The 12,144-nt window shown below is 60.2% G+C and carries 12 protein-coding genes; 6 read left to right on the plus strand and 6 right to left on the minus strand.

The features are described from left to right. The first annotated feature begins 140 nt into the window (after positions 1-140). On the plus strand, positions 141-860 hold the full coding sequence (locus ACYZUC_RS29735) for a cysteine hydrolase family protein (RefSeq protein WP_461992215.1): 720 nt from the start codon (positions 141-143) through the stop codon (positions 858-860). Positions 861-917: 57 nt separating this feature from the next. Further along, a complete protein-coding gene (locus tag ACYZUC_RS29740; protein WP_461992217.1) occupies positions 918-1,151 on the plus strand; it encodes a DUF2798 domain-containing protein in 234 nt (77 codons plus the stop codon). Between the two features lie 49 nt (positions 1,152-1,200). On the opposite strand, the gene ACYZUC_RS29745 is transcribed toward ACYZUC_RS29740, so the two are convergent. Further along, positions 1,201-1,569, minus strand: coding sequence for a VOC family protein (locus ACYZUC_RS29745; protein ID WP_461992219.1), 369 nt, complete (start codon positions 1,567-1,569; stop codon positions 1,201-1,203). Positions 1,570-1,745: 176 nt separating this feature from the next. Here ACYZUC_RS29745 and ACYZUC_RS29750 point away from each other — a divergent pair, with 176 nt between their 5' ends. Continuing rightward, on the plus strand, positions 1,746-2,294 hold the full coding sequence (locus ACYZUC_RS29750) for a DUF4174 domain-containing protein (RefSeq protein WP_461992221.1): 549 nt from the start codon (positions 1,746-1,748) through the stop codon (positions 2,292-2,294). Positions 2,295-2,488: 194 nt separating this feature from the next. Here ACYZUC_RS29750 and ampC read toward each other — a convergent pair whose 3' ends face one another. Beyond that, entirely contained in the window at positions 2,489-3,655 is a 1,167-nt protein-coding gene (gene ampC, locus ACYZUC_RS29755; protein ID WP_461992223.1) for a class C beta-lactamase, read from the minus strand. A gap of 159 nt (positions 3,656-3,814) precedes the next feature. Here ampC and ACYZUC_RS29760 point away from each other — a divergent pair, with 159 nt between their 5' ends. Continuing rightward, positions 3,815-4,687, plus strand: coding sequence for a LysR family transcriptional regulator (locus ACYZUC_RS29760; protein WP_461992224.1), 873 nt, complete (start codon positions 3,815-3,817; stop codon positions 4,685-4,687). 126 nt (positions 4,688-4,813) lie between these two features. On the opposite strand, the gene gudD is transcribed toward ACYZUC_RS29760, so the two are convergent. Both gudD and ACYZUC_RS29770 read right to left on the minus strand, forming a co-directional pair. After that, complete coding sequence (gene gudD / locus ACYZUC_RS29765; RefSeq protein ID WP_461992226.1) at positions 4,814-6,157, minus strand: glucarate dehydratase; 1,344 nt, start codon at positions 6,155-6,157, stop codon at positions 4,814-4,816. Between the two features lie 24 nt (positions 6,158-6,181). Beyond that, on the minus strand, positions 6,182-7,528 hold the full coding sequence (locus ACYZUC_RS29770; protein WP_461992228.1) for an MFS transporter: 1,347 nt from the start codon (positions 7,526-7,528) through the stop codon (positions 6,182-6,184). 281 nt (positions 7,529-7,809) lie between these two features. Here ACYZUC_RS29770 and ACYZUC_RS29775 point away from each other — a divergent pair, with 281 nt between their 5' ends. Next, positions 7,810-8,526 (plus strand): FadR/GntR family transcriptional regulator, encoded by a 717-nt coding sequence (locus ACYZUC_RS29775; RefSeq protein WP_008033665.1) that lies wholly within the window; start codon positions 7,810-7,812, stop codon positions 8,524-8,526. 100 nt (positions 8,527-8,626) lie between these two features. On the opposite strand, the gene ACYZUC_RS29780 is transcribed toward ACYZUC_RS29775, so the two are convergent. Then, positions 8,627-9,535, minus strand: a complete 909-nt coding sequence (locus tag ACYZUC_RS29780; RefSeq protein ID WP_461992231.1) for a DMT family transporter — start codon at positions 9,533-9,535, stop codon at positions 8,627-8,629. Positions 9,536-9,631: 96 nt separating this feature from the next. On the opposite strand from ACYZUC_RS29780, the gene ACYZUC_RS29785 reads away from it, so the two are divergent. Then, entirely contained in the window at positions 9,632-10,495 is an 864-nt protein-coding gene (locus ACYZUC_RS29785; protein ID WP_008033671.1) for a LysR substrate-binding domain-containing protein, read from the plus strand. A gap of 151 nt (positions 10,496-10,646) precedes the next feature. Here ACYZUC_RS29785 and trhP read toward each other — a convergent pair whose 3' ends face one another. Further along, the gene (trhP, locus tag ACYZUC_RS29790) at positions 10,647-11,972 is read right to left on the minus strand and encodes a prephenate-dependent tRNA uridine(34) hydroxylase TrhP (protein ID WP_461992233.1); all 1,326 of its coding nucleotides are present in this window, start codon (positions 11,970-11,972) and stop codon (positions 10,647-10,649) included. Positions 11,973-12,144 lie beyond the last annotated feature (172 nt).

Here is a 12,144-nt window from a genome sequence, read left to right on the forward strand (position 1 = left end):
CAGATAAAGACTCTGTACGTGCTGACAAAGTCGGATCAGAAGGTGGGGATAGGATGAAGTTCTCGCCGATGGTAAGCAACGGCCCGCAGGGGCGCCATGGCATAGAGCAACTTTGTTACCCACGATCGGAGTCTATTGGCATGAGCAACGACCCAACACGCCTCGCACATTACGCAGATCCAGCCAGCCCTGCGCTGCCAGATCCAGGTATGAAAATTGACCTTTCCCGCACTGCGCTGGTCGTCATCGACCCCCAAATCGACTTCCTCAGTCCTGAGGGTGTGAGTTGGGATGTGTTTGGCAAGAGCATCGTCGAGCACGATGTGGTCAATCACCTCGGCCAGTTGTTCGCAGCCGCCAAAGGTGCGGGCATCACGGTCGCTGTCTCCCCGCACTACTACTATCCGTGCGACCACGAGTGGAAATTCGGCGGGCCGCTGGAAAAGGTCATGCACACCCTCTGCATGTTCGATCGCAAGGGCCCGCTGACCCTCGACGGTTTCGAGAACTCCGGTGCGGACTTCATGCCCGAGTTCAAGCCGTACATTCTCGACGGCAAAACCATCATCGCTTCGCCACACAAGGTCTACGGCCCGGAAACCAATGACTTGGCGCTGCAACTGCGCAAGCACGGTGTATCGCAAATTATTCTGGCGGGTATGGCGGCCAACCTTTGCGTCGAGTCGCACCTGCGTGAATTACTGGAGCAAGGTTTCGAGGTGGCCGTGGTGCGTGACGCTACCGCTGGCCCGACCACCCCGGAAGGGGACGGTTACCTGGCCGCGCTGATCAACTTCCGTTACATCGCCAACGCTCTGTTGACGACTGCGCAGACTGTTGAGTTGCTCCAAGCCAAGTAAGGTCCATACAAGCCGGCTGCTCGCGACTTGCGACGCAGCCGTCTGGGAGTGCCGGAAATGCCCAAGCTCCATCGGCGATTTCGCCAGCGAACTTCTGCGGTGATCCAGTCCGCAATCACCTGCGCTATCGCTACGGCCATAGCCAGTCCTTCAAGCCTTTCGGCTAGCCAGTTATTTTCGTATGGATTAAAAGCCTGGCTGGTTGCCTGGATGACCATTGTGCCATTCGTGTTACTTGCGACACCGCTGATAAGGCGGCTAACGTCCTTTGTGGTGCAAGAAGATCCTTAAGATGCCCGGCAGCATTGTTTGTGTTGCTGATTTCTGCCGCTGGCCGCATTCATTCCCGGGTGAAAATCTCCAGCAGATGCCCGTCCGGGTCATCGAAATACACACGCCTGCCATCACCATAATCGTTGATCTGTTGCGGCCGCTGTTTGCAGGGATCAGCCCACCACGCTTGCTGCCTGGCTTGCAGGCGCGCGAACGCCGCATCGAAATCGTCGTCGCTGACCAGAAACGCATAATGCTGAGAGGCAATCGGCGGGTCATTGTCGTAATAGTCCAGCGACACGCCGTTTTCGAGTTTCACGATCAACATCGGCCCGAAGGGTTCGGGGGCGGGCAAGCCGAGAATCTCGACCAGGAACGACGCGGATATCTGTTTGTTTCGGCACCAGACGATGGTGTGATTCAGCTGAGCGCTCATGGTGGGATCCTCACGGCGGTTCAGGTGTATATCGAGTCTTGAGATTAGCTCAGCCTGTTGCGCAATGACCGCCCTGACCTAAGCTTGGGTCAAGGCGAGACACAATTGCGGTGCGACCCCGGAACGAACGCCGCGATGCGCAATCATTAGAGCGTGGATATCAAAAGGAGATGCGCATGCTCATCAGGTCATTGACCCTGACAACCCTGCTGGCTTTCGCCGGCCCCTTGCTCGCCGCCGATGGCGACTCACCGCTGGACATGGACAAGGGCAGGTCCCGGCCGCTGATTGTCATTGCGCCGAGCACGGTCGACCCGGCGTGGGTCAGCCTGAAAAAGTCACTGGATGAGCCGGCCAATCGCAAGGAATTCACCGACCGGAACATGGTCCTGTACACCGTGCTCAACCTGATGGGCCAGCGCGAAGGCAAAGACCTCGGGCCACAAGACACGGCAGCCTTGATCCGTTCGCTCAAGTTGGGGGCGGGGGCCAAGACCAAGGTGATTCTGGTCGGCAAGGACGGCGAAAAGAAACTCGAGCAATCGGACGCGGTTGATCTGAAGGCGATTTTCAGTACGGTCGACCAGTTGCCGCCAACCGAGAAAGAAGCCACGGTGCCAACCCCGCCGCCCGTCACAGAAGCCGCACCGCCTAACGGCACCAAGGGGACGAAACCGGGCAAACCGGCGAAGCCTGCCAAGCCGCCGGAAATGCCTGACGATTGAAGGCTTAGATGATCACGCGCTAACAAAAATGGGCGACCTCAACAGGTCGCCCATTTTTTTGCGCCGCCTGCCCCTGTGGGAGCGAGCCTGCTCGCGAAGACGGCACATTCAAATTGTCAGGGGCTGACACACCGCTTTCGCGAGCAGGCTCGCTCCCACAGGAAAGTTGCTCGCCACAAATGATTGATTCCGGGTTACTCGGTCAATGCACTCAACACCGCATGGGCGATTTTGACTCGCTCCGGGTTCGGGTAGTTTTTGTTGGCCAGGATCACGATGCCGATGTCTTTCGAGGGCACGTATGCCACATACGCTCCAAAGCCACCGGTGGAGCCGGTCTTGTTGATCAGCACGTTGTCCGGTTGAGCTTGCGGCGGGTTCAGCCACTGGACTTTGTGCGCCTCCATCGCCATCGGCGACGAGTTGCCGGCGAGCAATTTATCGAGGGTGATCGGGTAGTGGTAAAACTCCCAGCCCAGCCCCTGGGTCATGTCGCCGACCGTGTAGTAACCGGCATGCGTCGTGGCGATGGCTTGCTGCATCGGCGCTTCAAGGCTGGATGGTTTGATGTTCGCCTCGACGTAGCGAAGCAGGTCCGAGGCGCTGGTTTTTACGCCATACGCTTCTGAGTCCAGCGCGCCCGGCTCGACCCGCACCGGTTTGTCTTCCTTGTTGTAGCCCTGAGCGTAAAGCGCCATCTGATCCTGCGGCACCTTGAGGTAGGTGTGCTGCAAGCCGAGCTTGGGCAGCACGGTCTTTTCCATCAACTCATCAAACGGCTGGCCCATGCTGTTGGCCGCGAGATACCCGAACAACCCCAGGCTTGGGTTCGAATACAGCCGATGGCTGCCGGCGGTGTAAGCCGGTTTCCACTGTTTGAAATAGCCGAGCATCTTGTCGGCTGCATCGGCATTGTCGGGGAATTGCAGTGGCAGGCCGCCGGCGGTGTAGGTGCCCAGTTGCAGCACGCTGACGTGATCGAACGCGCTGCCGCGCAATGCCGGCAGGACATGGCTGGCCTTGTCCGACAGGGACAGTTTGCCGCTGGCCTGGGCGTAGGCGGCGAGGGTGGCGGTGAAGGTTTTGCTTACCGAGCCGATCTCGAACAGGGTGCTTTCGGTGACAGGCGTGCCGGTTTTCTTCGAGGCCACGCCGTAGTTAAAGTAATGCTGCTTGCCATCCACGGTGATCGCGACAGCCATGCCGGGAATGTTCTGTTGCTGCATGACCGGGGCAACCGCGGCATTCACCGCGGCTTCGATCTGCGCGTCAGTCTGATTCCCGGCAACGCAGTAACCTGCACTGAGGAGCAGTCCGAAAGCGCTGCAGGATAGGACCTTGCCGAATGTTGAGTTGTGCATGATTGAGCCACTGTCCATGAGATTTGATGATTAAACCCGCTACACTCCGAGCGGTTTATGAATCGGGCCGCCGCTGGGCGTGCCAAATCTATTCAGTATGCCGTGCTTCGACAAACGACAATATCTCGGCTGAGCCATTAGAAAAATTTGGGAGTTGGCATGATCCGCCCGCAATTACCGCTCAACGCACTGCGCGCCTTCGAGGCCTCGGCGCGTCATCTGAGTTTTACACGGGCGGCGGTGGAGTTGTGCGTCACGCAAGCCGCGGTGAGTCACCAGGTCAAAAGCCTGGAAGCCCAACTCAACGTCACCCTGTTCAAACGCCTGCCTCGCGGGCTGATGCTGACCAGTGAAGGGGAGACCTTGTTGCCGGTGCTGCGCGAGTCCTTCGATCGAATCGCCGAAACCCTGGAGCGTTTCGAAGGCGGGCATTTTCGTGATGTGTTGACGGTGGGCGCAGTGGGGACGTTTGCGGTCGGTTGGCTATTGCCGCGACTGGCGGACTTTCAGGCGAAACATCCGTTCATAGATTTGCGCCTGTCGACCCACAACAATCGAGTGGACGTGGCGGCGGAAGGACTGGATTACGCGATTCGCTTTGGTGCGGGAGCGTGGCACGGGATTGAAGCGGTCAGGTTGATCGAAGCGCCGTTGTCGGTGTTGTGCGTGCCCGAGATTGCCCGGCAACTGCGCACGCCGGACGATCTGTTGCAGCAAACGCTGTTGCGTTCCTATCGCACGGATGAGTGGCCCGAATGGTTTCAGGCCACCGGCCTGCCTGCCCATGCCGCACCGCCTCGCAGCATCGTCTTTGATTCCTCGCTGGCGATGATGGAGGCGGCGTTGCAAGGTGCGGGTGTGGCCTTGGCGCCGCCGTTGATGTTCGCCCGGCAACTGGCGGCGGGTGTCATCGAGCAACCGTTCGCCATCGGCATCACCACCGGCAGCTACTGGCTGACCCGCTTGCAGTCACGGCCCGAAACGTCGGCGATGGCGGCGTTCAAGGGGTGGCTTTTGCAAACCGCCCAATGAATGAACATCACACATCCCTGTAGGAGCCGGCTTGCCGGCGATGGCGTCCGTTCGGGCGATAAATGTGTCGATTGACCCACCGCTATCGCCGGCGAGCCGGCTCCTACAGGATCTCGGTGTGCCGTGTTAGCGCACCAGGCACGGCCGCTTGTTATCGAATTTCCACCCCGGAATCAGAAACTGCATCGCCACGCTGTCATCCCGCGCGCCCAGCCCCATGCCTTTGTACAGCTCATTGGCCTTGGCCAGTTGATCCATGTCCAGCTCAACCCCGAGCCCCGGTTTCTTCGGCACTTGCACGCAACCGTCGACGATTTGCAGCGGCGCTTTGGTCAGGCGCTGGCCGTCCTGCCAGATCCAGTGGGTGTCGATGGCGGTGATTTCACCCGGTGCAGCGGCTGCGACGTGGGTGAACATTGCCAGGGAAATATCGAAGTGGTTGTTGGAGTGCGAGCCCCAGGTCAGGCCCCATTCGTGGCACATCTGCGCCACGCGAACCGAACCCTGCATCGTCCAGAAGTGCGGGTCGGCCAGCGGGATGTCCACCGATTGCAACTGGATGGCGTGGCCCATTTCCCGCCAGTCGGTGGCGATCATGTTGGTCGCGGTTTTCAGGCCGGTGGCGCGGCGGAATTCGGCCATGACTTCCCGGCCTGAGTAACCGTTTTCCGCACCGCACGGGTCTTCGGCATAAGCGAGGACGTGATGCTGATCGCGGCACAAGCGGATCGCTTCTTTCAGCGACCAGGCGCCATTCGGATCAAGGGTGATGCGCGCGTCTGGAAAGCGTTCGGCCAGCGCGGTGACTGCTTCGATCTCTTCGTCGCCACTGAGCACGCCACCCTTGAGCTTGAAGTCCTTGAACCCGTAACGGGCGTGGGCGGCTTCCGCCAGGCGCACCACGGAATCGGCAGTCATGGCTTTCTCGTGACGTACGCGGAACCAGTCGTTGTCGGCGTCCGGTTCGCTGCGGTAAGCCAGATCGGTGGCGTTGCGATCACCGACATAAAACAGGTAACCGAGCATCTTCACTTCGTCGCGTTGCTGGCCTTCGCCGAGCAGCGCCGCGACGGGCACGTCCAGGTGCTGGCCGAGCAAATCGAGCAGCGCCGCTTCCAGGCCAGTCACCGCGTGAATGGTGATGCGCAGGTCGAACGTCTGCAAGCCGCGACCACCGGCATCGCGGTCGGCGAAGGTCTGGCGCACCTGGTTGAGAATCTTCTGATAGGTGCCGATCGGGCTGCCGACCACCAGGCTGCGCGCATCTTCCAGAGTCTGGCGAATGCGCTCGCCCCCCGGCACTTCGCCGACGCCGGTGTGCCCGGCGTTGTCCTTGAGGATCACGATGTTGCGGGTGAAAAACGGGCCATGGGCGCCGCTCAGGTTGAGCAGCATGCCATCGTGACCGGCCACCGGAACCACTTGCATGCTGGTGATGATCGGGGCTTTTGCAGTGTCTTGTTGGTTCATTTTATGGTCCTTGAATAGCAGCGATCAGGCGTGGTTGGGCGTTGGTTTGCCCAGCGCAACGGCCGGTGCGGTTTTCGGTGTGTTGCGTGCAGCGAAGACAATGATCGCGGCGATGATCGAGGTCGCGGCCAACCCGTACAGGCCGCCCTGAATCGAACCAGTGTTTTGTTCCAGCAGGCCGAAGGTGGTCGGTGCCACGAAGCCGCCGAGGTTGCCTACCGAGTTGATCAGTGCGATCACGCCGGCGGCAATCCGTGCATCGAGGTACGCCTGGGGAATTGGCCAGAACAGCGACGAAGCCGATTTGAATCCCAGTGCCGCGAAGCAGATCGCCACGAAAGCGAAGACCGGCCCGCCGGTGGTGGACATGAACATCCCCGCCGCAGCGATCAGCAGGGCAGCGGCAACCCAGGCTTGCTGGTGTTTCCATTTCGTCGAGAGCGACGCGAAGGCGTACATGCCGACAATCGACAGCAACCACGGGATCGAGTTGAACAGCCCGACCTGGATGTCGCTGAGGTCGCCCATCTTCTTGATGATGCTCGGCAGCCAGAAGGTCGCGGCATAAATGGTCAGCTGAATGAAGAAGTAGATCAGGCAGAACAGGATGATCTGGCGATCCTTGAGCAGCGTGCCCAGCGACGGTTTGATTGGGGTCGCGGCTTCGCGGGCCAGTTGTTCGTCATCAATGGCTTTGACCAGCGCGTCTTGCTCATCGCGGCTCAGCCATTTGGCGTCGTGGGGTTTGGAGTCGAGCCAGAACCAGACGAATACGCACAGCCCGACCGAGAACATGCCTTCAATGAAATACATCCATTGCCAGCCGTGCATGCCGAACCCGCTGACTTGCAGGAGCAGACCGGACAACGGGCCGGAGATCAACGAGGCAATGGCCGAGCCGCTGAGGAAAATCGCGATGGCCTTGCCGCGTTCTACCCCAGGCAACCAGCGCGTGAAGTAATAAATCACCCCGGGGAAGAACCCGGCTTCAGCCACGCCCAACAGGAATCGCAGGATGTAGAAGTGGGTTTCGTTCTGGATGAACGCCATGCAGGCGGCCACCAGACCCCAGGTCAGCATGATGCGGGTCAACCAGATTCGTGCGCCGACTTTTTGCAGGAGGATGTTGGAGGGGACTTCGAACAGCGCGTAACCGATGAAGAACAGGCCGGCACCGAGGCCGTAGGCGGCAGCACCAATGCCCAGGTCATGCTCCATGTGGGCGCGGACGAAGCCGATGTTCACGCGGTCGATGTAGTTGACGATGAACATGATGACGAACAGCGGCAGAACGTGGCGTTTCACTTTAGAGATGGCGGACTTCAGCACCGAATCGGCACCGTCATGCATCCCGGGTACGGATGTATTCACTTGGTTTTCTCCCACTGATTATTTTTATGCGGGGTGTTGCGGATGTAGCGTTGTTGCTAGACATCATACAACTACATTTTTTTATCCTGCAAGGGGTGTTGTTCAACAAAATAGCGAGGTTAAGGTTGTTTTTTATTCTGTTTAGGGTCGTTGGTGCGCTTTGTTTTTGTCTTTGATGTTTGATTTGTTGAGTGTTGTCATACAAGTTGAGCGCGGTTTTCTTGAGAAACCGTTCGACCGCAGTGCTACGATCCGCTTAGCCCTGCTTTCGGATGATTGCCATGCAAGATGACCTCGACGCGCCTGCCCGCAAGCGCACTCACAACCTGGCCCATGACCTGGTCGCGAAACTGACCCAGAGCATCCTGCTCGGCCAGATGCTGCCGGGGGACAAGCTGCCGTCGGAGAACAGCATCGTTCAGGAGCACGGGGTCAGCCGCACCGTAGTGCGCGAGGCGATCTCGAAGTTGCAGGCGTCGGGGCTGGTGGAAACCCGGCACGGCATCGGCACGTTTGTTATCGAGCGCGCGCCGGAGCAGGGGCTACGACTGAATGTCGATACCGCGCTGGGCGTGCGCAGCATCCTTGAGTTGCGCCTGGGCCTCGAAACCCAGGCCGCCGCGTTGGCGGCGATTCGGCGCACGGACCCGCAATTGGCACAGATGCGCGAAGCGCTGGACGATTATCAAAGCCTGCTCGCCAACAACGACAGTTGTGTCGAAGCTGACAGGCGTTTTCATCTGCTGATCGCCGAGGCCACCGGCAATGTCTGCTTCACGGAAATCATGCAGCACCTGGGCAGCGCGATGATCCCCCGCACCCGCGTCAACGCGGCTGAACGTGGCGCGGCGGATTTGAGCAAGCTCGGGCAGTTGGCCAACCTCGAACACGAGGCGATTCTCAACGCGATCAAGCGTCAGGATGCGGATGCGGCGCGGGCGGCGATGTGGCTGCACCTGACCAACAGCCGGGACCGGTTTCTGGCGGATCGCGATTAACCGCCTTCGCGGGACCCGGCTGGCGCAGAGCCGAACCGCGATCCCCTGTAGGAGCCGGCTTGCCGGCGAAGGCGCCAGCCCCATCACCACAAAACACCCATCAAACACCCGCCACCCGAATCGCCACAAACCGCCGCTCCAGATTCAACGCCAGCACACTGACCAACACCACCGTCCCCCCGACAACGATCATCACCGTCGGCCGTTCCCCCAGCGCAAACGAGGCAATCGCCATGGCCGTCGGCGGCACCAGATACAGCGTCATCGTCGCCCGGCTCAAATCAACGTGAGTCAACACAAATGCCCAGGCCAGGTAGGCGAGTGCACTCGGGAAAATGCCCAGCGCCAGCACTGCCAGCTGCACCTGCATCGGCGCGTTGACCACTTGTGCCGCCAACCCCGGCAGATAAACCAGTAACAACGCGGTCCCCGACCACACCGTGTAGCAGACCAGTGTCAGCCCGTCGTAACGCCCGGAGTGATGTTTCTGCAACGCGAAGTAGAAACTCCAGGACACCGCCGCCAGCAGAATCAACAGGCCATGGGCGTCGATGCTGCCCAGTCCGCGATCGCCCGCCACCACAATCACCACACCGATCAATCCCAGAAAAACACAGCCCCAGCGCCACGCGCTCACCTGGTCTTTGAACACGAAGCGCGCCAGCAGTGTGCTGAACAAGGGCGTCGATTGCGCCAACACGCTGGACGCACCGGCACTGACCCCCTGCTGACCAAAATTGATCGCCACGTGATGCAGGCTCACCGCAAAAAAGCCGAGGCCGAACAGCATTGGCAAATCGCGAAGGGTCGGCAGGCTGATGCCTTTGAACACCGCGACCAGCGCCATGAACGCCGACGCCAGCAGAAACCGCAGCAATGCCAGGTGCCCGGGATCATAGGCTTGCAAGCCGATGTGAATACCGGTCGGGGAATAGCCCCAGCACGCGACGACGAAGGCCATGGCCAGGATGATTTTGAGGGGAGGGGTGGCGGTTGAGAGCGCTTGCATGGTCGGGCACCTGTGGGCAGATGCTTCGAGTATCAGAACGCGGACCGTTCGCCACAACTGACTTATACTGCGCTAACCGTTCACTTTGGGTGATGTATGGAGCTGGCACAGATTCGCATGTTCAAGACTGTGGCCGACGTCGGCAGCATCGCCCGAGCGGCCGAGCTGTTGCATTGCGTGCCGTCGAATATCACGGCACGGATCAAGTCGCTGGAAGCGGAGTTGGGCGTCGCGTTGTTTATCCGCGAAGGCAGAGGGTTGCGCATCAGTCCGTCGGGGCAGACTTTTCTGGCCTACGCCTCGAAGATTCTCGCCATGACGGCTGAGGCCAAGCGGGCGGTCGACCCCGCCGCCGAGCCGTCCGGCCCGTTGCGCATCGGCGCCATCGAATCGTCGGCCACCGGTCGCTTGCCGCGTTTGCTCGCCAAGTTCCACAAGCGTTATCCGGCGGTGGCGCTGGAGCTGACCACCGGCACCTGGGGCCAATTGCTCGATGACACCGCCAACCACCGGCTCGACGGCGCAATCGTCGCGGTGGATGTCGAGCGCTCACAACTCAAGCGCACGCCGATGTACCGCGAGGAGCTGCTGCTGATTGCCTCGACGTCGCTGGGGCCTGTGCGCGAGATCGCCGATTTGCAGGACAAGACCGTGTTCATGTGGCCCCAGGGGTGTCCTTATCGTGCGGCGCTGGAACATTGGTTGTTGCGCCAGGGGCAGGCGCTGCCGATTGTCAGCCTGGCGAGTTACGGCGCGATTGTCGGATGCGTCAGCGCGGGGGCGGGGGTCGCGCTGGTGCCCAAAGGGGTGTTCGATCAGTACGCCAAAGGCGCCGGTTGTGCGGGGTATGAGTTCCCTGAACTGACCGCCATCGACAACCTGTTTTACTGGCATGAAAACGCCGGGGTTCACCCGGCGCGAGAAGCGTTTGTGGCGATGTTGCGCGAGGAGTTCACGTAAGAGCACCGCAACCTGTAGGAGCCGGCTTGCTGGCGATCCAGGCGACGCGGTCTGTCAAATAGACCGCGTCGTCTGGATCGCCAGCAAGCCGGCTCCTACAGAGGTCGCGGCGTTTTCCGAGATAGCGGCGATTCGCGGATTGGTTGGAAGATCACATCTCGCGCACATCCCGCATCAACAACCCAAACCGCAAATCCACCGCATCCGGAATCGGCAGGTACACGGTGTGCCCATCCCCCGGCGCCACATCGATGGGCTGGCCTTTGATGTTTTGCAACTGGTGCAAATCGAAGTGGAAGTTGCCCTTGGGCGTCATCAGTTCCATGTGATCGCCCAGGCCAAAGCGGTTCTTCACTTTGACTTCCGCCAGCCGGTCACGCCGCTCGCCGGTCAATTCACCGACAAATTGCTGTCGCTCCGACACTGAGCTGCCGTTCTGATAATTCTGATATTCGTCATGCACGTGACGACGCAGAAAACCCTCGGTGTAACCGCGCTGGGCGAGGGATTCCAGATCGGTCATCAGGCCCCGGTCGAAGTCGCGACCGGCCACCGCATCGTCGATCGCCCGGCGGTAAACCTGAGTGGTGCGCGCGCAGTAAAAGTGAGATTTGGTCCGGCCTTCGATTTTCAGCGAATGAACGCCCATCTGCGTCAGACGCTCGACGTGCTGCACGGCGCGCAGGTCCTTGGCGTTCATGATGTAGGTGCCGTGTTCGTCTTCGAAGGCCGGCATCAGTTCGTCAGGGCGGTTGGCTTCCTGCAACAGGAACACTTGATCGGTGGGCGCGCCGATCCCCAGCGTCGGTTCGGGCTGGTAGGTCTGCACGATGTCGCCGAGCAGATTTTCCGTGGCTTCTTGCGCCGAGTACTTCCAGCGACAGGCATTGGTGCAGCTGCCCTGATTGGCATCGCGTTTGTTCATGTAGCCCGACAGCAGGCAGCGGCCGGAATAGGCCATGCACAACGCGCCGTGGACGAACACTTCCAGTTCCATGGCGGGCACTTGCTGGCGGATTTCGGCGATTTCTTCCAGGGACAGTTCCCGCGACAGGATGATCCGGCTCAAGCCTTGTTGTTGCCAGAACTCGACACTCGCCCAGTTGACCGTGTTGGCTTGCACCGACAGGTGGATCGGCATCTGCGGGAAGTGCCGACGCACCAGCATGATCAGGCCTGGGTCGGACATGATCAGCGCGTCCGGCGCCATGGCAATCACCGGCTCCAGATCCTTGAGGAAGGTTTTGAGTTTGGCGTTGTGCGGGGCGATGTTCACCACCACGTAAAAGCGCTTGCCCTGGGCCTGAGCCTCGCGAATGCCGAGCGCGAGGTTGGCGTGATCGAATTCGTTGTTGCGCACCCGCAGGCTGTAGCGAGGCTGACCGGCGTACACCGCGTCGGCGCCATAGGCGAAGGCATAACGCATGTTTTTCAGGGTGCCGGCGGGGGCGAGCAGCTCAGGTGTGAAAAGGGTCATGGGCGGGTCGATCGCAAAAGCCGGCGAGGATAATCGGCATGCCCGTGGCATTCATTGATCTGGATCTATGCTTGATGAACAAACGGATGGCACTCGCGCGAACCGTGGCGGACTAAGCATAAGGACGGCTCTTGGTACAAGGGCCTGTGCCCTGCGGACTGACATGGATCGG

Source organism: Pseudomonas sp. GT1P32 (assembly GCF_054897805.1).

Excerpts from the sequence above, each read along its gene's own strand:
- ACYZUC_RS29740 (WP_461992217.1), top strand. The coding sequence starts at position 918 with ATGCCCAAGCTCCATCGGCGATTTCGCCAGCGAACTTCTGCGGTGATC.
- ACYZUC_RS29780 (WP_461992231.1), bottom strand. The coding sequence starts at position 9,535 with ATGCAAGCGCTCTCAACCGCCACCCCTCCCCTCAAAATCATCCTGGCC.
- ACYZUC_RS29760 (WP_461992224.1), top strand. The coding sequence starts at position 3,815 with ATGATCCGCCCGCAATTACCGCTCAACGCACTGCGCGCCTTCGAGGCC.
- ampC (WP_461992223.1), bottom strand. The coding sequence starts at position 3,655 with ATGCACAACTCAACATTCGGCAAGGTCCTATCCTGCAGCGCTTTCGGA.
- ACYZUC_RS29775 (WP_008033665.1), top strand. The coding sequence starts at position 7,810 with ATGCAAGATGACCTCGACGCGCCTGCCCGCAAGCGCACTCACAACCTG.
- trhP (WP_461992233.1), bottom strand. The coding sequence starts at position 11,972 with ATGACCCTTTTCACACCTGAGCTGCTCGCCCCCGCCGGCACCCTGAAA.
- ACYZUC_RS29745 (WP_461992219.1), bottom strand. The coding sequence starts at position 1,569 with ATGAGCGCTCAGCTGAATCACACCATCGTCTGGTGCCGAAACAAACAG.
- ACYZUC_RS29750 (WP_461992221.1), top strand. The coding sequence starts at position 1,746 with ATGCTCATCAGGTCATTGACCCTGACAACCCTGCTGGCTTTCGCCGGC.
- ACYZUC_RS29785 (WP_008033671.1), top strand. The coding sequence starts at position 9,632 with ATGGAGCTGGCACAGATTCGCATGTTCAAGACTGTGGCCGACGTCGGC.
- gudD (WP_461992226.1), bottom strand. The coding sequence starts at position 6,157 with ATGAACCAACAAGACACTGCAAAAGCCCCGATCATCACCAGCATGCAA.
- ACYZUC_RS29735 (WP_461992215.1), top strand. The coding sequence starts at position 141 with ATGAGCAACGACCCAACACGCCTCGCACATTACGCAGATCCAGCCAGC.